Source organism: Jatrophihabitans sp., assembly GCF_036000465.1.
Lineage (GTDB): Bacteria > Actinomycetota > Actinomycetes > Mycobacteriales > Jatrophihabitantaceae > Jatrophihabitans.
Genome location: NZ_DASYFV010000037.1, coordinates 112137 through 134696, shown reverse-complemented (window position 1 = coordinate 134696; position 22560 = coordinate 112137). Strand labels below are relative to the sequence as shown.

22 protein-coding genes are annotated in these 22560 nt (G+C 71.5%); 17 read left to right on the top strand and 5 right to left on the bottom strand.

Annotated features, from left to right (window positions below; translation table 11 throughout):
• Positions 1 to 16 precede the first annotated feature (16 nt).
• Positions 17 to 1051: an aldo/keto reductase gene (locus VGN18_RS12790; RefSeq protein WP_327540080.1), complete on the top strand. Its 1035-nt coding sequence runs from the start codon at positions 17 to 19 to the stop codon at positions 1049 to 1051.
• A 2-nt stretch (positions 1052 to 1053) separates the two neighbouring features.
• On the opposite strand, the gene VGN18_RS12785 is transcribed toward VGN18_RS12790, so the two are convergent.
• A complete protein-coding gene (locus VGN18_RS12785) occupies positions 1054 to 1650 on the bottom strand; it encodes a maleylpyruvate isomerase family mycothiol-dependent enzyme (RefSeq protein ID WP_327540079.1) in 597 nt (198 codons plus the stop codon).
• A 118-nt stretch (positions 1651 to 1768) separates the two neighbouring features.
• Here VGN18_RS12785 and VGN18_RS12780 point away from each other — a divergent pair, with 118 nt between their 5' ends.
• The 3 genes from VGN18_RS12780 (at position 1769) to VGN18_RS12770 (ending at position 5134) form a co-directional block, all read left to right on the top strand.
• Positions 1769 to 3808, top strand: coding sequence for a bifunctional diguanylate cyclase/phosphodiesterase (locus tag VGN18_RS12780; RefSeq protein WP_327540078.1), 2040 nt, complete (start codon positions 1769 to 1771; stop codon positions 3806 to 3808).
• Positions 3805 to 4695 (top strand): ABC transporter substrate-binding protein, encoded by an 891-nt coding sequence (locus VGN18_RS12775; RefSeq protein WP_327540077.1) that lies wholly within the window; start codon positions 3805 to 3807, stop codon positions 4693 to 4695. Before VGN18_RS12780 ends, VGN18_RS12775 begins: the two co-directional genes overlap by 4 nt.
• A 100-nt stretch (positions 4696 to 4795) precedes the next feature.
• Positions 4796 to 5134 carry an STAS domain-containing protein gene (locus VGN18_RS12770; RefSeq protein WP_327540076.1) on the top strand — a complete coding sequence of 113 codons (339 nt, stop codon included), beginning with the start codon at positions 4796 to 4798 and terminating at the stop codon, positions 5132 to 5134.
• 9 nt (positions 5135 to 5143) lie between these two features.
• Here VGN18_RS12770 and VGN18_RS12765 read toward each other — a convergent pair whose 3' ends face one another.
• Both VGN18_RS12765 and VGN18_RS12760 read right to left on the bottom strand, forming a co-directional pair.
• Positions 5144 to 6877 carry a thiamine pyrophosphate-dependent enzyme gene (locus tag VGN18_RS12765; protein WP_349259897.1) on the bottom strand — a complete coding sequence of 578 codons (1734 nt, stop codon included), beginning with the start codon at positions 6875 to 6877 and terminating at the stop codon, positions 5144 to 5146.
• A complete protein-coding gene (locus VGN18_RS12760) occupies positions 6874 to 8478 on the bottom strand; it encodes an FMN-binding glutamate synthase family protein (protein ID WP_327540074.1) in 1605 nt (534 codons plus the stop codon). The genes VGN18_RS12765 and VGN18_RS12760 overlap by 4 nt, the downstream gene beginning before the upstream one ends.
• Before the next feature lie 109 nt (positions 8479 to 8587).
• Here VGN18_RS12760 and VGN18_RS12755 point away from each other — a divergent pair, with 109 nt between their 5' ends.
• From VGN18_RS12755 to VGN18_RS12735, 5 genes are all read left to right on the top strand, one after another.
• Positions 8588 to 9271, top strand: a complete 684-nt coding sequence (locus VGN18_RS12755) for an HAD family hydrolase (protein WP_327540073.1) — start codon at positions 8588 to 8590, stop codon at positions 9269 to 9271.
• 174 nt (positions 9272 to 9445) lie between these two features.
• A complete protein-coding gene (locus tag VGN18_RS12750; protein ID WP_327540072.1) occupies positions 9446 to 10321 on the top strand; it encodes a hypothetical protein in 876 nt (291 codons plus the stop codon).
• On the top strand, positions 10318 to 10749 hold the full coding sequence (locus tag VGN18_RS12745) for a phage holin family protein (RefSeq protein ID WP_327540071.1): 432 nt from the start codon (positions 10318 to 10320) through the stop codon (positions 10747 to 10749). The genes VGN18_RS12750 and VGN18_RS12745 overlap by 4 nt, the downstream gene beginning before the upstream one ends.
• An 11-nt stretch (positions 10750 to 10760) precedes the next feature.
• Complete coding sequence (locus VGN18_RS12740; protein WP_327540070.1) at positions 10761 to 11321, top strand: DUF3618 domain-containing protein; 561 nt, start codon at positions 10761 to 10763, stop codon at positions 11319 to 11321.
• A gap of 24 nt (positions 11322 to 11345) precedes the next feature.
• Positions 11346 to 12356 (top strand): YihY/virulence factor BrkB family protein, encoded by a 1011-nt coding sequence (locus VGN18_RS12735; RefSeq protein WP_327540069.1) that lies wholly within the window; start codon positions 11346 to 11348, stop codon positions 12354 to 12356.
• Between the two features lie 66 nt (positions 12357 to 12422).
• Here VGN18_RS12735 and VGN18_RS12730 read toward each other — a convergent pair whose 3' ends face one another.
• Positions 12423 to 12890 carry a hypothetical protein gene (locus VGN18_RS12730; RefSeq protein ID WP_327540068.1) on the bottom strand — a complete coding sequence of 156 codons (468 nt, stop codon included), beginning with the start codon at positions 12888 to 12890 and terminating at the stop codon, positions 12423 to 12425.
• Positions 12891 to 12909: 19 nt separating this feature from the next.
• On the bottom strand, positions 12910 to 13074 hold the full coding sequence (locus VGN18_RS12725) for a hypothetical protein (protein WP_327540067.1): 165 nt from the start codon (positions 13072 to 13074) through the stop codon (positions 12910 to 12912).
• A 172-nt stretch (positions 13075 to 13246) separates the two neighbouring features.
• Between VGN18_RS12725 and VGN18_RS12720 the strand changes: the two genes are divergently transcribed.
• The 8 genes from VGN18_RS12720 to VGN18_RS12685 all read left to right on the top strand — a co-directional run bounded on the left by VGN18_RS12720 (position 13247) and on the right by VGN18_RS12685 (position 22454).
• The gene (locus VGN18_RS12720) at positions 13247 to 13681 is read left to right on the top strand and encodes a pyridoxamine 5'-phosphate oxidase family protein (protein WP_327540066.1); all 435 of its coding nucleotides are present in this window, start codon (positions 13247 to 13249) and stop codon (positions 13679 to 13681) included.
• A 168-nt stretch (positions 13682 to 13849) separates the two neighbouring features.
• Complete coding sequence (locus VGN18_RS12715) at positions 13850 to 14278, top strand: hypothetical protein (protein WP_327540065.1); 429 nt, start codon at positions 13850 to 13852, stop codon at positions 14276 to 14278.
• A 73-nt stretch (positions 14279 to 14351) separates the two neighbouring features.
• Entirely contained in the window at positions 14352 to 14717 is a 366-nt protein-coding gene (locus VGN18_RS12710; RefSeq protein ID WP_327540064.1) for a hypothetical protein, read from the top strand.
• Between the two features lie 124 nt (positions 14718 to 14841).
• A complete protein-coding gene (pstC, locus tag VGN18_RS12705; protein WP_327540063.1) occupies positions 14842 to 15858 on the top strand; it encodes a phosphate ABC transporter permease subunit PstC in 1017 nt (338 codons plus the stop codon).
• Positions 15858 to 17036 carry a phosphate ABC transporter permease PstA gene (pstA, locus tag VGN18_RS12700; RefSeq protein ID WP_327540062.1) on the top strand — a complete coding sequence of 393 codons (1179 nt, stop codon included), beginning with the start codon at positions 15858 to 15860 and terminating at the stop codon, positions 17034 to 17036. The genes pstC and pstA overlap by 1 nt, the downstream gene beginning before the upstream one ends.
• Before the next feature lie 11 nt (positions 17037 to 17047).
• Entirely contained in the window at positions 17048 to 18772 is a 1725-nt protein-coding gene (locus VGN18_RS12695) for a substrate-binding domain-containing protein (RefSeq protein WP_327540061.1), read from the top strand.
• Positions 18769 to 21534, top strand: a complete 2766-nt coding sequence (locus VGN18_RS12690; protein ID WP_327540060.1) for a hypothetical protein — start codon at positions 18769 to 18771, stop codon at positions 21532 to 21534. The genes VGN18_RS12695 and VGN18_RS12690 overlap by 4 nt, the downstream gene beginning before the upstream one ends.
• Positions 21531 to 22454, top strand: a complete 924-nt coding sequence (locus VGN18_RS12685; protein WP_327540059.1) for a sortase domain-bontaining protein — start codon at positions 21531 to 21533, stop codon at positions 22452 to 22454. Before VGN18_RS12690 ends, VGN18_RS12685 begins: the two co-directional genes overlap by 4 nt.
• Positions 22455 to 22560 lie beyond the last annotated feature (106 nt).

The following is a 22560-nucleotide window of genomic DNA, read 5'->3' as shown; positions in this document are numbered from 1 at the left end:
AATCGGAAGGCCAGCCATGCGCTACCGGACCCTCGGCGCCAGCGGGTGCGCCGTCTCGACCCTCGCCCTGGGCACCATGACCTTCGGGGCCGAGACCGACGAGGCCGGCAGCCACGAGCAACTCGACCGGTTCGTCGACGCGGGCGGCACCCTGGTCGACACGGCCGACGTCTACGCCGGCACCGAGTCCGAGGCCATCATCGGGCGCTGGCTCGCCTCGGCCGACCCGGCGGTGCGCGATCGGGTCGTGCTCGCGACGAAGGCCCGGTTCCCGACGACGGACGAGCCCAACAGCGCGGGGCTGTCCCGCCGTCACCTGTCCCTTGCGCTGGACGCGTCGCTGCGGCGCCTGGGCGTCGAGACGATCGACCTATACCAGGTGCACGCCTGGGATCCGTACACCCCGGTCGAGGAGACGGTGCGGTTCATGGACGACGCCGTCAGCGCCGGCAAGATCCGCTACTTCGGGCTGTCCAACTTCACCGGCTGGCAGCTCCAGAAGACCGTCGACGTGGGGTTGCACCGCCACCAGGTCACGCCGGTGACGCTGCAGCCGCAGTACAACCTGCTCGCCCGCGAGATCGAGTGGGAGATCGTGCCGGCCTGCGCGGCGAACGGGCTCGGCCTGCTGCCGTGGTCGCCGCTCGGCGGCGGCTGGCTGACCGGCAAGTACCAACGCGATGCCCGACCGACCGGCGCGACCCGGCTGGGGGAGAACCCCGAACGCGGCGTCGAGGCCTACGACCTCCGCGGCGCGGACGAGCGCACGTGGGACGTCGTCGACACCGTGCAGACGATCGCGCGGGAGCGGGGCTGCTCGATGGCCCAGGTGGCGCTGGCCTGGACCCAGCAGCGTCCGGCGGTCACGTCGGTGATCCTCGGGGCGCGGACCACCGAGCAGCTCGCCGACAACCTCGGCGCGGCCGATCTCGTGCTCGATCCGGAGGAGATGCAGCGGCTCGACGAGGCGAGCGACCCGGGCGTCGGCCAGTACCCGTACGGCCGGCTGGGCCGCGAGCAACGCGACCGGCGGATCAGCGGCGGCCGCTGAGGTCAGCGGCGGCGCAGCGCCCGGCCGTCGGGCAGCGTACGGCCGCTCAGCAGGGCGATCAGCTCACCCCGGTCGGCGGTCACCGGCTCGCCGCTGCCCCAGCTCCAGTCGGTGTCGCCGGCCAGCACCCGGACGCCGGTGAGATCGATACCGAACCACTCGCCGTTCGAATCGGTGAGCAGCTCGAGCAGCGCGGTCGCGGCCGGGTCGGGCACCGTCGGTGGCCGGTCGAGCGCGATCGTGATGTCCAGCGAGTGGATCGCGGCGTGACTCAGCGCGCCCGCGGCCCCGCCGCCCGGCGGCTGCCAGGCGTGCAGCTGCGGTGAGCGGAGCTGGGCGAGCAGCTCGTCGTGCGGCAGCGCCCCGTCGCGGGCGGCCACCGTATCGGACAGGACGGTGAAGTCGCCCCCGGCGGCGGCCAGCTCGGCGCCGTACTGCTCGGGCGTGAACCGCGCCGGCATGGTCACGTGCGCAACGACGTGCCGCACCTGCCATTTCTCGCACAACGACTGGGCCTGCCACGCCTCGGTGGGGGCCGCGGCGAGTAACTCGGCCAGCCCCTCGAAGGTCGGGGCCACCCACTGCTGCAGGTCGGTCATGATCGGTTCCTCCTCGGGCCGGGCGAGAGCGTCCTTTGCGCACGATAGAGATCGACTCTGACACCGGTGGCCCGGCGAATGGCCTCACCTCCGCCCGAATCGTGCCGATAGGGGCAGCGTGGCCAAGGGCACCGGGCGTTCGCGACATGCGTCGCGCGCCGGCGCGCGCCTGTTCGCGGTCTACGCGGGCGCCAGCCTGCTGCCCGTCGCGGTGCTGGCCCTCGTGCTGGTCAACAACGAGCGCGGCGCCGGGCTGGCCCGTGCCCTCGCCCAAGGCCGGGCCCAGGCCGCGGTGATCCAGCAGATGGCGATCGCGCCGGCCGTCGGTCGGGCCGACCTCGATCGCGGCATCTCGGCCGGCGAGCAGGCGGCGCTGCAGCGCGCCACCAACCTGGCCGTCTACTCCGGCTCGCTCACCGAGCTGCGCCTGCGCGACTTCGACGGGCGCATCGTCTTCGCCGACGACGGCTCGGCGACCGACCCGCTGCCGAACAGCGACCCGGCGTTCCGCTCGGCCGCGAACGGGCGGGTGAGTGCCGCCGTGGTGCCCGACCCGCGTGACCCGCGGCAGAACACCATCCGGGTGCTGCAACCGATCGTGCCCGACGTCAACGGCCAGGCCACCGGGGTACTCGAGCTCTACCTGCCCTACGCGCCGATAGCCTCGCTCGTCCAAGCCGAGACGCGGCGAACCTACCTGCTGCTCGCGGTCGGGCTCGTCGCCCTCTACCTCGCCACCGCCGGGATCTCGTGGTCGGTCACCCGCCGGCTGACCCGCTTCGCCGAGCGGCAGGCCCACAACGCGCGGCACGACTCGCTCACGAAGCTGCCGAACCGGGCGGCGTTCCGCGACGACGTGCGCAAGGTACTGGCCCAACCCGGCCGCCGCGGCGCGGTCGTGCTCATGGACCTCAACCGCTTCAAGGAAGTGAACGACACCCTCGGCCACCACGCGGGTGACCAGCTGCTGCGCATCGTCGCCGACCGGCTTCAGGACGGCCTGCGCACCGACGACGTGGTGGCCCGCCTCGGTGGTGACGAGTTCGGCGTCCTGCTGGCCGACCTCGACGAGGTCGACGCGATCCACGCCCTGCTCGACGGGCTCCAGCACGCGCTGCGCGAGGACGTCGACATCGAGGGCACCCTGCTGACCGTCGAGGGCAGCTTCGGGGTCGTGCGCTTCCCCGACGACGGGCACGACCTGTCGCAGCTGCTGATCCGGGCCGACATCGCGATGTACCACGGCAAGCGTGGCGCCGAGCGGATCGTGTTCTGGGACAAGACCATGCGCAGCACGGCCACCCGCTCGCACGAGCTGCACAGCGAGCTGCAGCGCGCGCTCGACCACGACGAGCTCGTCATGCACTACCAACCGAAGCTCGATCTCGCGAGCGGTCGGATCGTCAGCGTCGAGGCGCTGGTCCGCTGGCAGCACCCGTCGCGCGGACTGCTGTTCCCGGGCGAGTTCATCCCGGCGGCCGAGGCCTCGACCCTGATCAACCCCCTGACCGACTGGGTCGTGCAACGCGCGCTGGCCGACCTGTGCCTGTGGCGCCGGCACGGCCTGCCCTGGACGGTCGCGGTCAACATCTCGGCCTACAACCTCACGGCGCCGGGCTTCGCCGAGTCCGTCATCGCGATGGTGCACCGCGCCAGTGCCGATCCGGCCGATCTCATCCTCGAGGTCACCGAGACCGCCGCGGTCACGAACGACGACGTCGCGCTGGCCGCCCTGCGCACGCTGGCCGACGCCGGCATCGACGTCTCGCTGGACGACTTCGGTACCGGCGCCACCGGGCTGCTGGAGCTGCGCAAGTTCCCGGTCCGCGAGCTCAAGATCGACCGCGTCTTCGTGGCCGACCTGCTCGACAACGTCGGCGATCGCAGCGTGGTGCAGGCGATCGTCGAACTCGCGCACCGCATCGGCTGCCGGGTCGTGGCCGAGGGTGTCGAGGGCAAGGAGGTCGCCGAGTGGCTGCGGGCCGTCGGCTGCGACCTCGCCCAGGGCTACTACTTCCACCGCCCGGCCCCGTGGACCGAGCTGCTGCCGTCCCGCCCGAAGACCGCGCCGGCGACGCGGGTGCGTCCGCACGTCGCCGCCAGGCGCAGCACCGACAGCCCGCTTCCTTCCGTGCTAGGAGAGGTGACCCCGTCATGACGAGATCCCACCGCCGCGTCGGCGCCGTGCTGGGCCTGCTCGGCGCCGGCGTCGCGCTGGCCGGCTGCGCCAGCGCCGCGGCCGACACCAGGGCGATGCCGCGCACCGGCGTCAACGCCGCGTTGCACGCGGCCCTGCCGGCCGCGGTGCGGCAGCGCGGCGAGATCCGGGTCATCACCGACGCCAGCTACGCCCCGGCCTCGAGCTTCGCGGCCGACGGCAAGACCATCGTCGGCTTCGAGCCCGACCTCGGCGCGGCCCTCGGCTCGGTCCTCGGCGTGCGCGTCGTCTTCGCCAACGACGACTTCGCCAAGCTGCCCGGCATGCTCGGACGCGGGCAGGCCGACATGATCATGAGCGCGATGACCGACACCGCCGACCGCGAGCGCACCCTCGACTTCGTCGACTACTTCTCGGCCGGGACCTCGCTGGTCGTGCAGCGCGGGAACCCGCACGGCATCAGCGATCTGGAGAGCCTGTGCGGGCAGATCGTCGCGGTGGAGAGCGGCACCGTGCAGGCCGGTCTGCTCGCCCGCCTGCAGGCGCACTGCGGCGCGTCGCCGATCCGCGTCCTGAGCGAGCCGACGAACGACGACGCGATCCTGCAGGTGCGCATCGGCAAGGCCGCGGCGCTGCCGATGGACTACCCGCCGGCCGACGTCCTCACGACCGACCCGCATACGCGCCCGAACTACCAGCTGGCGAGCACGGCCCAGTACGAGCCGGGTCTCTACGGCATCGGCTTCGCCAAGGACAACACCGCGCTGCGCACGGCGGTCACGGCCGCGCTGCGCCAGCTCGTCACTGACGGCACCTACCGCGACGTCCTGCACAAGTGGGACGTGCTCGGCGGCGCCGTCCGCACGATCTCGGTGAACGGTGCCTGATCGTGACCAGGTACGCAGGACGAAACGGATAGCGGGACGGTCATGCGGGTACTGCTACGTGTGATCCCACCCGGCGGACGAGGACGGACGTAACTCTCGGATGACCTCGCTCGCAGTCCGGTCCACACGGTCAGGTGACCGCGCCGTTCTCTCGGTCTCGGGCGAGCTGGCCGAGTACGGGATCGCCGAACTCACGACACCCGCCCTCGAGGCCCTGGCCGACCGCTCGGTGCGGGTCGTCGTCGTCGACCTGGCCGGGGTCACGTTCCTCGACTCGACGGGGATCGGTGAACTCGTCAGCCTGCACGCCACAGCGGGTGACGTGGGCGCCCGGCTGGTCCTGCGAAACCCGACCGAACGGGTCCTGCAGGTGCTGCGTCTGATCAAGATGGACCGCGTGTTCACGATCGACCCGACGCCCGGCCGGGCGGAGCCGTGACCGGACGGGTCAGCCGTCGCCCTGGCTCAGCACCGTCTCCCGCACCTTCGCGATCGCGAAGCCCCAGGCCTGGCCCAGCTTGACCTTGCCCGGCAGGGAGATCTCCTCGGGGTTGGTGAGGACGTCGATCAGCACCGGTCCGGGGTGGGCGAAGGCGTCGTGCACGGCACCGTCGAGCCCATCGGGGTCCTCGACGCGGATGCCGTGCAACCCGATGGCGCGGGCGACCGCGGCGAAGTCCGGGTTCTGCAGCACCGTCCCGAACTCGGGCAGGCCACCCTGCTCCTGCTCCAGCTTCACCATGCCGAGGCGGCCGTTGTCGAACACCACGAGCTTGACCGGCAACTGGTACGTGACGGCGGTGATCAGGTCGCCGAGCAGCATCGACAGCCCGCCGTCGCCGCAGAACGCGACGACCTGACGGCCGCGGTCGAGCGCCTGGGCGCCGAGGGCCTGCGGCATCGCGTTGGCCATCGACCCGAGGTTGAACGAGCCGAGCAGCGCCCGCCGCCCCGTCATGGTCACGAACCGCGACAGCCAGACGGTCGACATGCCGGTGTCGGTCGTGAACACGGCGTCGTCGGCGGCGTGCCGGTCGATCGCCTGGGCCAGGGCCTCGGGCCGGATGCGCTGCTCGGTGTTGTCGAACTTCTCGCGGATGCGTCCGATCAGGCTGTCGTCGAAGTCGGGGTCGGTCAGCGAGTCCTGGCGCTTGCGCCACGTGTCGTAGGTGCTGCGGCTCTTGTCGAGGTGGGCCGACGACTCCTTGGGCCGGAGGCGGTCGAGCAGCGCCTGCACCGTCGGCGCGGCGTGCCCGACGAGCCCGTGGTCGACGTGCGTGCGCCGCCCGATGTGCTCGGCTCGCGCGTCGATCTGGATCACGGTCTTGCCCTCGGGGAACCAGTCGCGGTACGGGAAGTCGGTGCCGATCATCAGCAGCACGTCGCCGCCGTCGAACGCGGTGGCGGCGGCGGGATTGCCGATCAGGCCGTTCTGGCCGACCTGGTACGGGTTGTCCTGCTCCAGGCCCTCCTTCGCCTTCAGAGTGAGCACCATCGGCGCCTGCACCCGCTCGGCGAGCGCGAGCACCTCGGCCCGAGCCTCGCGGGCACCGATGCCGACGAGCAGCGTGACGGTCTCGGCCGCGTCGATGACGGCCGCGGCCCGGTCGAGCGTCGCGGCATCGGGCACGGTCGGCGGGTGGGCCGCCACGACCGAGGGCGGGGTGGCGCCCTTCGGCAGGTCGAGCCCACCGACGTCGCCGGGCAGCGTGAGCACCGAGACGCCGGGACCGTTGAGGGCGGCTTGCACGCCCTGCTCGAGCAGGGTCACCGCCTGCTCCGGCGAGGTGATCGTGCGGCAGAACAGCGCGACATCGCGGAAGAGGGCGTCGTTGTCGACCTCCTGGAAGAAGTCGGTGCCCATCTCGGCGAGCGGCACCTGACCGCAGATCGCAAGGACGGGTGCCTGCGACTTCTTCGCGTCGTAGAGGCCGTTCAGCAGGTGGATGGAGCCGGGTCCGACCGTGCCCATGCAGACGCCGAGCGTGCCGGAGAGCTGGGCCTGCGCGCCGGCGGCGAAGGCGGCGACCTCCTCGTGCCGGACCCCGATCCACTCGAGGCGCTCCTCCTGCCGGATCGCTTCGGTGACCGGGTTCAGGGCATCCCCGACCACGCCCCAGATCGTGCGGACCCCCTGATCGGCCAGGGCTTTGACGATCATTGCGGCGACGGTGGTGCTCATTCGATACGTCCCTTCGCGTGGCGCTGGAAGCTGTCCGGACTCGCCGCGGCCCAGTCGTCGGCCCAGTCGGCCGGCGCGGCCGCGAGCAGCTCGCCCGGCTCCAGCCAGTCGAAGAGCTCGTAGTACGAGCGCGTGTGCACGTGATCGACCCGGCGCATGAGCATGGCCGGGTGCAGCTCGTGCGGGCCGGACAACCCGAGCGAGGCGATCATCTGCTGGGCCTGGGCGACGGTGGCCGCCTGGTACTGCGTGACCCGCGTGGTCTTGTCGGCCACGACGAGCGCCTTGGCCCGCTGCGGGTCCTGGGTGGCGACGCCCACCGGGCACTGGTTCGTGTGGCAGCGCTGCGACTGGATGCAGCCGACGGCCTGCATCATCGCGCGGGCGGCGTTGGTGTAGTCGGCACCCTGGACAAGCCGCTTGACGATGTCGATGCCGGTGGCGACCTTGCCGCTGGCGCCGATCTTGATACGGTCCCGCAGGCCCGCGCCGACCAGCGCGTTGTGCACGGTCATGAGGCCGTCGGTCAGCGGCATGCCGACGTGGTCCTCGTACTCGAGAGGGGCGGCGCCGGTGCCGCCCTCGGAGCCGTCCACGATGATGAAGTCCGGCGTGATCTGCTCCTCGACCATCGCCTTGCAGATGGCGAGGAACTCGTGCCGGTAGCCGATGCACAGCTTGAACCCGGTCGGCTTGCCGTCGGCGAGTTCGCGCATGCGGGCGATGAAGTGGACGAGCTCGCGCGGCGTGTGGAACACCCGGTGCGACGCCGGGCTCACGCATTTCTCGCCCTTCGGCACGTTGCGGGCCTCGGCGATCTCAGCGGTCACCTTCGCCGCGGGCAGGACCCCGCCGATGCCGGGCTTGGCGCCCTGGCTCAGCTTCAGCGACACGCACTTGACCTGCGCCTGCGCCGCCTTGTCGCGGAACATCTCGGGATCGAAGTCGCCGCTCTTCGTGCGCGCACCGAAGTAGCCGCTGCCGATCTCCCAGACCAGGTCGCCGCCGTTCTCGAGGTGGTACTCGGTGAGGCCCCCCTCGCCGGTGTCGTGGGCGAAGCCGCCGGCCCGGGCGCCGGCGTTCAGCGCGCGGATCGCGTTGGCCGACAGCGCGCCGAAGCTCATCGCCGAGACGTTGAGCAGCGCCATGTCATAGGGCTGGGTGCAGTCCGGCCCGCCGATGCGCACGCGGGGCTGCTCCTTGTCGGGCTCGCGGGGCGCCGAGGAGTGCAGCACGAACTCGTAGCCGACCTCGTTGACGTCGAGCTCGGTGCCGTACGCCTTCTCGCCGTGGATGCCCTTGGCCCGCTCGTAGATGACGCTGCGGGTGTCGCGGTCGTAGGGGCGGCCGTCGTAGTTGCGCTCGATGAAGTACTGCTGGATCTCGGGGCGGATCTTCTCGAGCAGGAAGCGCATGTGGCCGGCCACCGGGTAGTTGCGCAGGATCGAGTGCCGCCGCTGGAGCACGTCGTGCCAGGCCAGCGCGGCGAAGGCACCGAACGCCGCCACCGCGATCCACCAGCCCGGGCTCCAGCCCAGGGCGGCTTCGACCGCCGCGATGGTCAGCAGGGTGAGTACGGGGGGAACGACGCGTCTCAACACGGTCGGGGCATACCCGCTTGGACCACGGCCAAACGCCTGCGGTCCCCGTACGCTCTCAGGTTGCGCGGGTCACGGGTAGACCGTCCCGCCCAGCGGGCAGGCCTTACCCATGGGTAAGGGGTACCGGGCAGTCCTGCTCGACGTCGACGGCACGCTCGTCGACTCGAACTATCCGCACACCGTGGCGTGGTGGCAGGCCTTCCGCGAGGCGGGCCTCGACGTGCCGATGTGGCGCATCCACCGAGCGATCGGGATGGGCGCCGACCAGCTGATCCCGCACGTGCTCGACGGCTCGTCGCCCGAGGTCGACGCCGAGGCGATCACCGGCTCGCATGACGCGCTGTACGCCGCGTGGTGGCCGTCGCTGCGGGCGTTGCCCGGGGCGCGCGACCTCGTGCGCCGGTGCCATGACGCCGGCCTGGTCACGGTGCTCGCGTCCTCGGCCGGTGGCCGGGAGGTGCGGGTGCTGCGTGAGCTGCTCGACGTCGACGACGCGATCGACGAGGCGACCAGTTCCGACGACGCCGACGACAGCAAGCCGGCGCCCGATCTCGTCGGCGTCGCCGTGCAGCGGGCCGGGGTGGAACCGGCCGATGCCGTCTTCATCGGGGACTCGGTGTGGGACGTGCGCGCCTGTGCCCGCGCCGGGGTGCCCTGCCTCGGGCTCCAGAGCGGCGGCACGAGCGCCGCCGAGCTGCGCGAGGCCGGCGCGGTGCAGGTGTATCGCGACGCAGCTGACCTGCTCGCGCGCTGGGAGGCATCGCCGCTCGCCCCAACCGACCAGGCCTCCTGACCGGCACGGAAGGTCCGGTTAGCCGCCCGGGAGCCGGGGGTACCTCCGGGGCACGAGGTTGTGTCGCCCCAACAGTGCGGCGACAGGACGGCCCTGCGGGCCACGTCCCCGACCACAGCCGGAGCAGAGCCAGCAAAGCCCGCTCCGCCACGCCCGAAACCATCTGGAGGCACGATGACCGATTACCGAACCGCACCGTCCACACCGCCCACGCAGGAGTGGACCCAAACGCAGCAGTACGACCGGGAGCAGCCCGGGATGAAGGATCGCGCCAACGAGTCGCTGGAGCAGGGCAAGGAAGCGGCCGGCGACCTCGCCTCGACTGTCGGAGACAAGGCCGGTGACGTGAAAGACGTGACCGTCAAGCAGGCGCGCGATCTGGTGGACGAGGCCCGCACACAGCTCGGGGCGCACGCCGGGGAGCAGCACCGCAACCTCGTCACGAACCTCCGCTCGCTGAGTTCGGAGCTCGGCGACATGACCAACTCTGCCGCAACGCCCGGCGTCGCGACGTCGCTCGTGTCGCAGGCCCGTGGGCAGGTCGACACGGTGGCCGACTGGCTCGACCAGCGTGAGCCGGATCAGCTCGTCGGCGAGCTGCGCCGCTTCGCCCGCCGTCGCCCGGGCGCGTTCCTCGTGGGGGCGTTGGCCGCCGGCGTCGTCGCGGGCCGGCTCACGCGCGGCGCGATCGATGCGCACTCCGGCGACAGCGATTCGGGGGGACCGTCGGCGTCCGGGCCGGCCCCGCGCGCCACCGTCCCGCCGATCGCCCAGCAGCAGCCCGGCATGGCCGTCGTCGACGGCCTGCAGACCGATCCGTCCGCCCCCTTCGTGCCGGCGCCGCACGAGCACAATGACTACCGGGCGGCCGCCGGTCAGCCGTTCGATCCGCCGCCCGCGTTCGATCCGGGCGCGTACCAGCCCAGCCACGACAGGACGACGAACCCGGTGCCGGGGTTCACGGAGGTGTCGGCATACCCGTCCGAGACGGGGGAGACCCGCGAGCTGCGGCACGAGGAGTGGCAGCACGGCGGCGGAGCGCCGCGATGACTGCGTACGACAGCCCGACCCGTGACCCCTACGACAGCCCGCCCGCCGACGATGTCTCGAGCCGGTCGGTCGGCGAACTGATCGGTGAGGTGAGCCGCGACCTCTCGACGCTGATGCGCCAGGAACTCGAGCTCGCCAAGGCGGAGATGAAGACCGAGGCAGCCAAGACCGGCAAGGCCGTGGGCCTGCTCGGCGGTGCCGGATTCGGTGGCTACATGGTGGCCCTATTCCTGTCCTGCGCCCTGTGGTGGGGCTTGGCCGACGTCATGGACACCGGACTGGCTGCGCTCGTCGTGGCTGTCGTCTGGGCCGTCGTCGCCGGCGTGCTCTACGCGGTCGGGCGCAAGAAGTTGCGCACCGTCCAACCGAAACCGGAACGGACCGTCGAGACGGTCAAGGAAGTTCCCGACGCACTCAAAGGCCGATGAGGAGAACAAATATGAGTAGCCCCGAGCAGATCCAGCGAGACATCGAACGAACCCGCGCCAACCTCAGCAGCGACGTCGATCGCTTGACCGAGAAGGTGTCGCCAGGGCGCGTCGTCGGCCGCCGCGTTGACCGGGTGAAGGGAGGCGCGACCTCGCTCAAGGACCGGGTGATGGGCGCTGCACCGAGCACGGACCACGTCAAGAGCTCGTTCGGCGACGCCACGTCGTCGGTCGGCGATGCTGCGAGCAGCGCGCCTGCGGCCCTGCGCCGCCAGACTCAGGGCAACCCGCTGGCCGCCGGTCTGGTCGCCTTCGGGGTCGGCGTCATCGCGGCATCGTTACTGCCGGCGTCCGCGCGGGAACAGGAAATGGCGGGGAAGGCCCAGGAGCGGGCGGCGGATCTGGTCGAGCCGGCCAAGGCCAAGGCCAAGGAACTGGCCGAGGACCTGCGCGAGCCGGCCCAGCACTCGATCGACGAGGTCAGGTCGACCGTCACCGACGCCGCTGCGCAGACGGCCGACCAGGCCCGATCCGCCGCCGACGACGTCCGAGCTCCGTTGCAGTCGCAGTAGCCGATCCAGAGAGCGAGCACTCCGATGAGCCGATCGACAACCGAGTCAACTGAGGCGCCGAACACCCCGGCCGACATCTCGAGACAGGGCTGGATCGCGATCCTGAAGCGGTCGGTGAAGCAGTTCTCGCACGACGATGTGACCGACCGGGCGGCGGCGTTGACGTACTTCGGGGTGCTCGCCCTGTTCCCGGGGGTGCTGGTGCTGGTCTCCCTGCTGGGGTTGGCCGGGCAGTCGTTCACGCAGAAGGTGCTGGCGAACCTGCGTCAGCTCGCCCCGGGCAGTGTCAGCAATTTCCTGCAGAGCGTGATCGAGCAGGTGCAGGGCCGGGCCGGGGCGGCGAGCCTGGGCGCGATCCTCGGCCTGCTCGTCGCGTTGTGGTCGGCGTCGGGGTACGTGGCGGCGTTCATGCGGGCGTCGAATGCGATCTACGAGGTCGACGAGGGGCGCCCGATCTGGCGGACGGCGCCGTTGCGGCTCGGGGTCACGGTCCTGTTGGTGATCATGCTGGTGGCCAGTGCGGTGATGGTGGTGGTGACCGGTCCGATCGCGTCGCAGGTCGGTAAGGCGCTGGGTATCGGCGACACGGCGGTGCTGGTGTTCGAGATCGTGAAGTGGCCGTTGCTGCTGGTCGTGGTGAGCCTGATGTTCTCGCTGCTGTACTGGGCGTGTCCGAACGTCAAGCAGCCCGGGTTCCGGTGGATCACCCCGGGTGGGGTGATCGCGGTGGTGGTGTGGTTGATCGCCTCGGGGCTGTTCGCGGTGTACGTGAGCCTGTCCGGTTCGTACAACAAGACCTACGGCACCCTGGCCACGGTGATCGTGTTCCTGGTCTGGTTGTGGATCACCAACATCGCGATCCTGCTCGGGGCGGAGTTCAACGCCGAGAGCGAGCGGCAGCGCGCGATCCAGGCCGGCGTGCCGGAGGATCTCGAACCGTTCGCCGAGCTGCGCGACACCCGCAAGCTGGACGAGACCGAGCAGCGTCGTGCCGCCGAGGCCGACCGGATCCGCCGCAACGCCGTCCGCCGCTGATCCGCGCAGCGCCTTCCGACCGGGTGAGTGGTCGGAAGGCGCTTCGCGCGGCGGTGGTCACGCGGCTCAGTGGGCGGCCGCCTTGGCCCGCGCGGCCGGCTTCGTCGCGGTGACGGCCGACTTCGACCCGCTCCCCTTCTTGGTGGCCGGGCGACGGCTCTTGGCGTCCTGCGGGCCCGCCGCCGAGGCGGGCTTGGCCGGCCCGCGCCGGGCCGCCGACGGCAGCCGGCGCCGCACCTGCTTCTCGGCCGCACCGACCGTCAGCTGGATCGCGTCGTGCACGCGCTGGGTCAGCTCGGCGAGGTCCTTGCGCAGCCTGCGGTCGCGGACGATCGCGCCGGCCTGCTCGAGGGCGTCCTCGAGGGCGGTGAGCATCTCGCTCACCGAGGTCTCGATGGCGACGCGGTCCTCGACCGCGGTGGTGCGCACCTTCTCCAGCCGGGTGCCGAGATGCTTGCCGAGCGTCTCCCACTGCCGGCCGACGTTGTCCCACGCCTCGGCGGGGCTGATGATGCTCGTCTTCGTCTTGGTCATGATTGCTCTCCTCGTTTCATCAGTGCCGGCCGCGTTGGCCGGGGCGCGCGTGCGCGGCGCCGAGGTCGAGGCCGATGGCCAGGATCAGCGTGGCCGTCCACGCGTTGACCGGGTCGAGCAGCAACGGCTCGTGCCCGCCGACGTTGTTGGCGATCAGCCACACGATGAACCAGATGACGGTCATGCGCGGTTCCTCCTGGTCCCGGGCCGGTCTCCCTTCACCTTCCAGCCAACCAGCGCCGCCGTCGGCGGGGCAGAGCTTGTCGGCCCTGCGGCGACGGGAACAACGGCCTGACCGCTCCCGGTGGGGCCGTAGGACTCTGGCCCCGCCCGACCGCTCCCGGCAGGGTTCGGTCATGGACGCGCCTGCCCCCGTCATCGCGCAGCTCGACCGGTCGGAGTGCCTGCACCTGCTCGCCGGTCAGGAGGTCGGCCGCCTCGCGATCGCCATCGCCGGTCACCCCGACGTCTTCCCGATCAACTACGTGCTCGACGGCGAGTCGATCGTGTTCTGCACGGCCGAAGGGACGAAGTTCGCCGCCATCTTCATCAGCGACTCGGTCGCCTTCGAGACCGACGCGTTCGACGAGGTCACGGGCGACGCGTGGAGCGTGGTCGTGCAGGCCCGGGCCGAGGAGATCCCGATGCACGACGTCGTCGACGACACCGCGTTCCCGCTCTACCCGTGGAGCGCGACGCCGAAGTCGCGCTTCGTCCGGCTCACGCCGGTGCAGATCACCGGCCGGCGCTTCCACGTGGTCCGCCGCCGCCCCGCCCGTCACCGGCCGTAGCCGCCCCGGGCCGGTCGATTCGGGCCTTCTGGACCGAAGGTCGGGTTGTGATGCGCCGGCTGTGAAACCCCCGTGCGGCGTTCACCTTCGCTTCACCCGGCACCTGCGTCCGGACGTGAGGGTTCGCCTCGGAGCAGGCGCGCGACGCGCGTGCGATGGGGGGACCGCATGACCGAGGCGTTGGCGCGGCGCAGGCCGCGGTTCATCTTCCTCTCCAACGGCGTGAGCGAGGACGAACGCTTCGGCTGGCGCCTCGTCGCCGCCAACAACCGGCCGATGGGGCGCGGGATCCACGCCCACGACTCACTCGCCGCGTGCCGCGCCGCCGCGACGGCGATCCACCGACACCGGGCCGGCGCCGCGACGGCAACGGCGGTCGACGTCGCCCGCGGGCACTGGACCTGGCGGATCGGCGTCGACAGCACGCCGTCGGCGGTCTCGGTGCACCGATACCTGCGCCGCGTCGAGTGCCTGCGCGCGCTCGCCCAGTTCCTCGCCGCGCTCGAACTGGCCGACCCGGCCGCCGGGGTCGTGCGCTGCTTCGGGCCGAACTCGCTGCGGGCCTACGAGTCGACCGCGGCGACGGTGCAGTCGTGAGCGACGCCGGGGGAGCGAGTCATGAGCTCAGAAGTCCTTCGGCGGCCGGAACGAGCGAACCGACGGTAGGCCGATGAGCGGCGCGTTCCAGATCCAGCTCTTCACGCAGTCCGCGAACGCCGCGGTCGGGTGGCGGATGCTCAGCGGCAACAACCGGGAGGCCGGGCGCGGCGTGGACCGATTCGCCGACGAGTCGCGCTGCCGCAGCGCGGTGGCGATGCTGCAGGCCGACACGATGTCGCTGTACCCACGGGTGCGCCGATCGACCTCTCGGCTGTGGACCTGGGAGATCCAGGTCGACGGTCGCCTCATCGCCACCGCGCCCCACGCGTTCGACCGGATGATCCGGTGCGAGCAGAGCGCGGCCCAGTTCCTCACCAACTTCGCGAGAGCCGGCGTCGGCCTGGCGCTCGTCCACGCCGGCTCGCGCCGCCGGTGAGCGTCGTGATCGGTCCGCACTCGGACGACCGGACCCTGTTCGTCCCGCGTTCACCTGCCTGCCGTCGCTCGGTCGCGGCGCCCGACTGTCCTGACCGGGTGCACATCACGGAACGGCAGGGGCCATGAGCGACACCGTCGAGTTCTCGGCCACCGGGGAACTCGCCGACCGGCCACGCGACATCCGGACGGCGCACTCCGGAGCCGACCGGGTGTTCCGGCTGACCGCGACGTCGGTCGGCGCGCTCGTCCTCGTCGTCACCGGATCGATCGGGGTGTTCCTGGCCTACCAGGGCGTCCCGACGTTCCGTCGCTACGGGCTGTCGTTCCTGACCGACAGCGCCTTCGACCCGAACCTCAACAAGGTCGGCATCCTCGCCGCGATCGTCGGCACCGTCGAGGTCGCGATCATCGCGCTGGTCATCGCGTTCCCGCTCGCGATCACGTCCGCGTTGTACATCAGCGAGTACGCCCCCCAGCGGATCAAGTCCTTCCTCGTCTCGTTGGTCGACCTCATGGCCGCCATCCCGAGCGTCATCTACGGCGCCTGGGGGTTGTTCGTGCTCCAACCCCAACTGCTCTGGGTGGCCCGCTGGCTCGCGACCTGGCTCGGCTGGATCCCCATCTTCGACGTGCCGGGCAGCGATCCGCGAGCGGCGAACCTGGCGGCGTCGCGGTACGAGCAGTCGGCGTTCTGCGCGGGGGCCGTCGTGGCGATGATGGTGATCCCGCTCGCCTGCTCGGTCATGATGAACGTCTTCAACCAGGCCCCGCCCGGCGAGCGCGAGGCCGCGTACGCGCTCGGGTCCACGCGGTGGGGCATGATCCGCGCCGTCGTCCTCCCGTTCGGCCGCGGCGGCATCATCGGCGGCACGATGCTCGGCCTGGGCCGGGCCCTCGGCGAGACGATCGCCGTCCTGCTGATCGCGCAGCAGGCGTTCGACGTGAAGATCCGCGTCCTCGAGACCGGGACCGTCACGATCTCGGCGCTCGTCGCGAACAACTTCGGCGACTCGAGCCCGATCCAGCTCAAGGCGCTCCTGGCGGCGGGCTTCGTGCTGTTCCTGATGACGTTGGTCGTCAACACGTTCGCGGCGGTCGTCGTCGGCCGCAGCCGGTCCGGAGCAGGGGTGGACATCTGATGACGATGCTCGAGGAGCGCCCGCTCGACGAACCGTTCGCCGCGGATCCCGCCACCGCCCGGCGGCAGGCGGCAACATCGCCCGAGACAGCCGATCGGCCGCGCTCGATCAGTTCGCGCACCTTCGACGACCGGATGTCGCTCGGCGGTTCGGCGGTGGCGTCGCTGTGTCTCGTCTGGCTGCTGTACACGGTCGTGCTCCCGATGTCGGGCAAGCTCGGCTTCGTCCTGCTCTGGTTCGTCGCGTTCGTTCTCCTCTACGCCGGCGTCACCGCCGTGTCGCAGCCGGGGCCGGTCGTGCGCGATCGCATCGCCTCGGCGGTTATCCAGGGCGGCGCCGCCGTGGTGTTGCTCGTCCTCGTCTTCACCGTGGCCTACACGTTCGTGCGCGGCTTCCCGGCCTACCGGCACCTGAACTTCTTCACCCAGGACATGTCGAGCGCCGGGCCGAGCGACCCGTTGACGCAGGGCGGCATCAAGCACGCCGTCGTCGGTTCGCTGATCGAGCTGGGCATTGCGGTGCTGATCGCCCTTCCGCTCGGTTTGACGACGGCCGTGTTCATGACCGAGATCGGTGGCCGGTTCGGCCGCATCGTCCGCACGATCGTCGAGTCCATGACAGCCCTTCCCGACCTCGTCGCCGGGTTGTTCATCTACGCGTTCCTGCTCATCGCGCTCGGGCAGGAGCGCAACGGTTTCGCCGCCGCCGTGGCGCTGTCGATCACGATGCTGCCGATCATCGCCCGGTCGGCCGACGTCGTGCTGCGGATCGTCCCGGGCGGGCTGCGGGAGGCCAGCCTGGCCCTCGGGGCGTCGCACTGGCGCACGGTGTGGTCGGTCGTGCTGCCGACCGCCCGACCCGGCCTGGCCACCGCCCTGATCCTCGGCATGGCCCGCGGTATCGGCGAGACGGCGCCGGTCCTCATCGTGAGCCAGCCGTCGGCGTACTTCGAGTCCAACCCGTTCCACAATCCGATGAACTCGCTGCCGCTGTTCGCCTACACGGGGATCCGCGCGCCCGACACCAATTCGCACACGCGCGGCTTCGGGGCAGCCTGCGTCCTGCTCGCGACGGTGATCGTCCTCTTCGTCGTCATCCGCATCCTCGCCCGTCAGCGTCGCGCCCGCGATGCCCGCCCCCGACCCTGGACGCGCCTCGCCCGGCGCGCGTCCTCCTGAGAGGTAGCTCGATGTTCCGGATGCGCGCGATCTTCGCCGCCCTGGCCGTGATCACGGCCGGTGTCCTTTCGACGGCCGGCCCGGCCGCGGCCGGCGGCGCCCACGCGTTGATCACCGGCTCGGGTTCGAGCTGGTCGTCCAACGCGATCAACCAGTGGATCGCCGACGTCCACTCCAACGGGCTGCAGGTCGTGTTCTCGGCCAACGGTTCGGCGTCGGGCCGGCAGGACTACGCCAACAAGACCGTCGACTTCGCCGTGAGCGACATCGGGTTCCAGGGCACCGATCCGGCGACGGGCGCGAGCGACACCTCCGGGGGCCGCAGCTTCGCCTACCTGCCGATCGTCGCCGGCGGCACCGCGCTGCCGTACCAGATCAAGCAGGGCGGCCAGCTCGTCCGCAACCTCAGGCTATCGGGCGAGACGGTGGCCCGGATCTTCAGCGGGCAGATCAAGAACTGGAACGACCCGCAGATCAAGCGCGACAACAACGGGCGCACCCTGCCCGACCTCACCATCATCCCGGTCGTGCACTCCGAGGGGTCGGGGTCGACCTACCAGTTCACCCGCTACCTGGCCAAGGACTTCGCGAGCGTCTGGGGTGGCTTCTCCGGCGTCGGGGCCACCGAGTACTTCCCGCAGTCGTCGGGGTCGACGGTGCGCGAGAACGGCTCCGACGGCGTCATGAACTTCATCTCCTCCGCCGCCGCGAACGGCGCGATCGGCTACGACGAGTACTCCTACGCGCTCGGCAAGAACTACCCGGTCGCGAAGCTGCTCAACACCGGTGGGTACTTCACCCTGCCCAACCAGTACAACGTCGCGGTTGCGCTGACCAGGGCGGTCATCAACACCGACAAGTCGTCGCCGGACTACCTGCTGCAGAACCTCGACAACGTCTACAGCTACGGCGACCCCCGGGTGTACCCGATGTCGTCGTACTCCTACGCGATCATCCCCACCGCGGCGGACGACTCGAAGATGACCACGGCGAAACGTCAGACGCTGGCCGACTACCTCGACTACTCGGTCTGTCAGGGCCAGGGCGAGATGGGCCGCGTCGGCTACTCACCGCTGCCGATCAACCTGGTGCAGGCCAGCTTCGACCAGATCCTCAAGCTGCACGCCGCCGACTCGAAGGTCGACGTCACGTCGGTGAACGTGACGAGCTGCCACAACCCCACGTTCGTCGCCGGCAACCCGAAGGCCAACTACCTGGCCCGGGTGGCGCCGCAGCCCCAGGCGTGCGACCGGACCGGTGCCGGCCCGTGCCAGGACAACGGGAACACCGGTCAGCTCAACCCGAACCAGGGTGGCGCCACCAGCAGCGCGGGCGGCAGCAGCAGTGGCAGCAACGGGTCGACCGGCTCGGGCAGCAGTTCGGGCACCGGGTCCGGCCGCGGCACCGGCACCTCCGGCGGCACCGGCACGAACGGCATCCTCACCGCACCCGGCGGCGGGACGACGGCGACCGGCCCACTCACGGCCGCCGGCCGGACCGTGGGGCGGAAGCTCGACCCGACGACGGGTCAGTACGTGCTGGGCAACAACGCGGGCGGGGCGGCGAACGGCGCGACGAACGGCACCGCGGACGGTGCGCCGGTGGCGCAGACGACCACCCTCGCCGACCCGCAGAGCCCGAGCACGGACATCGCCCTCGGCGTGCTCGCGGGCGCGCTGCTGCTGTCCCTGCTCGTGCTGCCACCGGCGGTCTCGTCGCGGATGGCGAAGCGATGAGGGTCGCGGCGGCGATCGCTGCCCTCGCGCTGGCCACGGTCGGCCTCGGCCCGATCCCGCCGGCCGCTGCCATCGGCCCGGCGACGTCGGCGGTCACGGTGCGAAAGACGGTGCAGCGGACCTTCCTGGCCGACGGACGGACGACCGTGGTCGACAAGCGCAACATCGCGTTGACCGTCGACCAGACGACCGGGCTGCGGTCGCTGCAGTTGATCAAGGTCTCCTGGTCGGGGGCGCGCCCGACCGCCGGCATCACGCCGGACCAGAACTCCGACCTCGCGCAGAACGAGGAGTACCCGTTCGCGCTGTTCGAGTGCCGCGGCATCGACTCGGCCGCCCATCCGCTGTCGCCCGACACCTGCTGGACCCAGTACGGGGACGAGCGGTTCTCCTACGGCGCCGACGACCCGGCCTACCCGGCGTGGCGCTCCGATGCGAAGGCCGCCGCGGCCGAACGCGGGGCGATCGTCGGGGCACCCGCGCGCCAGACCCCGCAGTGCACGAGCCTGCTGTTCGGCACCACCTACCAGCGCTGGCTGCCGTTCGTCGGCGCGGACGGCACCGTCTACCCGGGCGGCGTGCAGGGCTGCGCCGGACAGGCCCCGGAGGCCAGCCCGGCCAACCTCTCCGGCAACCTTTCGCTGCCGAGCAACGAGACGTTCGGGGTCTCCGACGCCCACGGCACCGGATCCACCAACTTCGACGTCTTCACCGCCGAGGACCACGCGTCCCTGGGTTGCTCGTCGACGGTGCCCTGTTCGCTGGTGGCTGTGCCGATCGTCGGCATCAGCTGCGACGCCAATGGTGAGCTCCTGCCCGCGTCGTCCCGGCCGGCGCCGGCCGACGCGCCGGCCGCGGCCGCGAACTGCACCGGAAGCGGCAACTTCGCGCCCGGGCAGACGCTGCCGTCGCAGGCTCCCGGCGACCCGGCGGTCAGCGGTGCGCTGTGGTGGAGCGCGTCCAACTGGTCCAACCGGTTGTCCGTGCCGCTGACGTTCGCTCCCGCCGACAACGTGTGCTCGTTGCACGGTTCGGGGGCACCCGTCGACGTCTACGGCTCGGAGCTGCTCGTCCAGGCCACGACATCGTGGGCGCCGTACTTCTGCCTCAACTCGCACCTCTTCGACCTGAACCACGTGCAGACTCCTGAGCCGCAGGCCCGCAGCCTGCTGGCCCAGGGCAATGTCGAAGCCATCTACACCAGTCAGCCCCCCGACGCGCCGTATCCCGTGCCGACGGTGAACGCGCCGGTGGCGGTGAGCGGGTTCGGCATCGCCTACGCCCTCGACAACGCCGACGGCCAGCCGGTGGCGCACCTGAAGCTCGACGGCCGGCTGCTGGCCAAGCTGCTCACCGAGTCCTACCCGAGCCAGATCTTCGTCCGGGCGGCCTACACCGCGCTGGCCGACAACCCGCTCAACATCACCTTCGACCCGGAGTTCCAGGCCCTGAACCCCGGCATCCCGGCCCGCACCGCGGACGCGGCCGCGACCCTGCTCACCGTCAACTCCGACTCCGACGTCGTCTCGGCCCTCACGAGCTACATCGACGCCGATCCCGAGGCACGGGCGTGGCTCGACGGCGAGCCGGACCCGTGGGGCATGGTCGTCAACCCGGCCTACAAGAAGATCGCGCTGCCGGTGGACAACTGGCCCCTGCTCGACACCTTCGAGCCCCTCGACGAGTACCAGCCCGGACGCAACGACTGCCTGTACGCGGCACCGACGCCCTACCTGCCGCTGGTCGCCGCGCCGACGGCCCGCCTGTTCAGCATCGGGCTCGACCTGCAGTTCGCCCTCGCGCAGAGCCAGACCACCTGCGTGCTGCCCTCGCCGATACCGGGATCCCTGGCCGGCGCCAAGCTGGTGGCGAACGGCCGGCAGGCATCCGGTCGGCGGGCGATGTTCGGGACGGTCTCGCTGGGCGACGCGGCTCGGGAAGGTCTCACGCTCGCGTCGTTGGAGTCGCGGAGCACGGTCGGTCGGGGGGATCGCATCACCGACGCGTCCGGACGGACCTTCGTCGCCCCTGACCCCGCGGGGCTGCGCGCGGCCGCGCAGACCCTGCGGCCCGACCCGAGGTCCGGCACGTGGCCGATCGACCACACCGCGCTGCGGACCACGCCCGCGAACGCCGCCGCATACCCCGGTCTGATGGTCGTGTACGCCGCGGTGCCGACCCGCGGCCTGGGGTCGATGCTCGGCGCGCAGTACGGGAAGTTCCTGAGCTTCGCGGCGGCTCGAGGGCAACAGGCCGGCACCGCGCAGGGTGACCTGCCGGACGGCTTCCTGCCCATGACCGGCGCCAACGGCCTGGGCACACTGGCCAACTTCACCGCGCGGGCGGCCACGGCCGTGAGTGCCCAGCAGGGCGCGGTGCCGCCCCTCGTCGCGCCGGGACCGACGCCGTCGTCCTCGTCCGGCCCGGCGCCGACGGCGTCGACGACGCCGGCCGCGCCGGGCGTTCCGACCGGGGCGACCAACCTCGGCGGCAACCCCCAGGTCCCGGTCGGCGGGGGGAACGGACCGACGAACCCGGTGCCGGCCGGGCCGTCGACGCGAGGGGCGTCCCCGACGGCCCGGGGCGCCGCGTCGTCCGGCGCACCCCGGACGATCGACGCCGAACCGGTCAGCGCCCGCACCCCGCTCCTCGGGTCGACCGTCGCCGGGTGGGCGCTGCCGCTGATGTTCGCGATCGCGATCGCCGCCAGTGCCGGCGCGATCGCGATCCGGCTGCGGGCCGGCGGGAGTCGGACGCGATGACCGCCGTCGACATACGACTCACCGCGCTGCGCCGCCTCGGCGCCGCATCCGGCCGGCGGGTAGGTCAGCGGGTGCGGGCCGAGGTCCCGGTCTCGGTGAAGGTGCTGACCTGGGCGCTCGCCGGGTTCGCGTTCGTGGGGGTCTGGCTGGTGCTGTTCGCGGTCGCCTTCAGCGCGCTGCCCGAGGCGCACGCGCAGCACGATCTCTACAACAGCTTCCGCGCGCAGTTGGCGGCGGGCACGGCTCCACTGAGCGACGCCGTACCGGAAGGTACGCCGGTAGCGCTCATCACCGCGAAGCAGGCGGGCATCACCGGTCTCGTCGTGGTGCAGGGGACGAGCTCGTCGGCGTTGCAGCTGGGTCCGGGGCACGCCCCCGGGGGACCGCTGCCGGGTCAGCCCGGCGTCTCGGTCATCGCCGGCCGCGCCACCAGCTACGGCGCGCCGTTCGGGCAGATCAGCGTGTTCAGCAAGGGCGATCGCTTCGACGTCACGACCGCGCAGGGCGTCTTCCACTACGTCGTCGAGACCGTGCGCCGCCCCGGCGATGCCTTCCCGCCGCTGCTCGCGCCGGGCGGGACTCAGCTCACCCTCGTCACCGCCGAGGGCGACGGCTGGCGGTCGGGCTGGGCGCCGACCCACGCCGTCTTCGTCGATGCCGTCCTCGACGGTCACGCCATGGTCGGCAACCCGGCCGGCGGGGTCGCGACGAGCGCCGACGGGCTGCTCCGCGGCGACACCCGCGGCATGTACCCGCTGGTGCTCTGGTTGCAGCTGCTCGTCGTGTCGGTCGTGGGCGGCATCTGGGCCCGGATGCGCTGGGGGCTCTGGCAGAGCTGGCTCGTCGCCGCGCCCATCGCGCTGGCGGCCCTGTGGGGTGCCACCACCAACGCGTGGCTGCTCTTCCCCAACCTGCTCTAGCCGTCGCGACCCGCGGAGTCCGACTCCGGGCCTACGGCTGGCCGCACTTCGTCCCCCGTTCACGCAGTACCGCCACGGGTGTCACACGGCCCTCTGAGGATTCGCG

What these genes read in the sequence shown, in the direction of transcription:
- VGN18_RS12790 (WP_327540080.1), top strand. Translation starts at nt 17, where the DNA reads ATGCGCTACCGGACCCTCGGCGCCAGCGGGTGCGCCGTCTCGACCCTC.
- VGN18_RS12785 (WP_327540079.1), bottom strand. Translation starts at nt 1,650, where the DNA reads ATGACCGACCTGCAGCAGTGGGTGGCCCCGACCTTCGAGGGGCTGGCC.
- VGN18_RS12775 (WP_327540077.1), top strand. Translation starts at nt 3,805, where the DNA reads ATGACGAGATCCCACCGCCGCGTCGGCGCCGTGCTGGGCCTGCTCGGC.
- VGN18_RS12770 (WP_327540076.1), top strand. Translation starts at nt 4,796, where the DNA reads ATGACCTCGCTCGCAGTCCGGTCCACACGGTCAGGTGACCGCGCCGTT.
- VGN18_RS12765 (WP_349259897.1), bottom strand. Translation starts at nt 6,877, where the DNA reads ATGAGCACCACCGTCGCCGCAATGATCGTCAAAGCCCTGGCCGATCAG.
- VGN18_RS12755 (WP_327540073.1), top strand. Translation starts at nt 8,588, where the DNA reads ATGGGTAAGGGGTACCGGGCAGTCCTGCTCGACGTCGACGGCACGCTC.
- VGN18_RS12750 (WP_327540072.1), top strand. Translation starts at nt 9,446, where the DNA reads ATGACCGATTACCGAACCGCACCGTCCACACCGCCCACGCAGGAGTGG.
- VGN18_RS12745 (WP_327540071.1), top strand. Translation starts at nt 10,318, where the DNA reads ATGACTGCGTACGACAGCCCGACCCGTGACCCCTACGACAGCCCGCCC.
- VGN18_RS12740 (WP_327540070.1), top strand. Translation starts at nt 10,761, where the DNA reads ATGAGTAGCCCCGAGCAGATCCAGCGAGACATCGAACGAACCCGCGCC.
- VGN18_RS12735 (WP_327540069.1), top strand. Translation starts at nt 11,346, where the DNA reads ATGAGCCGATCGACAACCGAGTCAACTGAGGCGCCGAACACCCCGGCC.
- VGN18_RS12730 (WP_327540068.1), bottom strand. Translation starts at nt 12,890, where the DNA reads ATGACCAAGACGAAGACGAGCATCATCAGCCCCGCCGAGGCGTGGGAC.
- VGN18_RS12725 (WP_327540067.1), bottom strand. Translation starts at nt 13,074, where the DNA reads ATGACCGTCATCTGGTTCATCGTGTGGCTGATCGCCAACAACGTCGGC.
- VGN18_RS12720 (WP_327540066.1), top strand. Translation starts at nt 13,247, where the DNA reads ATGGACGCGCCTGCCCCCGTCATCGCGCAGCTCGACCGGTCGGAGTGC.
- VGN18_RS12715 (WP_327540065.1), top strand. Translation starts at nt 13,850, where the DNA reads ATGACCGAGGCGTTGGCGCGGCGCAGGCCGCGGTTCATCTTCCTCTCC.
- VGN18_RS12710 (WP_327540064.1), top strand. Translation starts at nt 14,352, where the DNA reads ATGAGCGGCGCGTTCCAGATCCAGCTCTTCACGCAGTCCGCGAACGCC.
- pstC (WP_327540063.1), top strand. Translation starts at nt 14,842, where the DNA reads ATGAGCGACACCGTCGAGTTCTCGGCCACCGGGGAACTCGCCGACCGG.
- pstA (WP_327540062.1), top strand. Translation starts at nt 15,858, where the DNA reads ATGACGATGCTCGAGGAGCGCCCGCTCGACGAACCGTTCGCCGCGGAT.
- VGN18_RS12695 (WP_327540061.1), top strand. Translation starts at nt 17,048, where the DNA reads ATGTTCCGGATGCGCGCGATCTTCGCCGCCCTGGCCGTGATCACGGCC.
- VGN18_RS12690 (WP_327540060.1), top strand. Translation starts at nt 18,769, where the DNA reads ATGAGGGTCGCGGCGGCGATCGCTGCCCTCGCGCTGGCCACGGTCGGC.
- VGN18_RS12685 (WP_327540059.1), top strand. Translation starts at nt 21,531, where the DNA reads ATGACCGCCGTCGACATACGACTCACCGCGCTGCGCCGCCTCGGCGCC.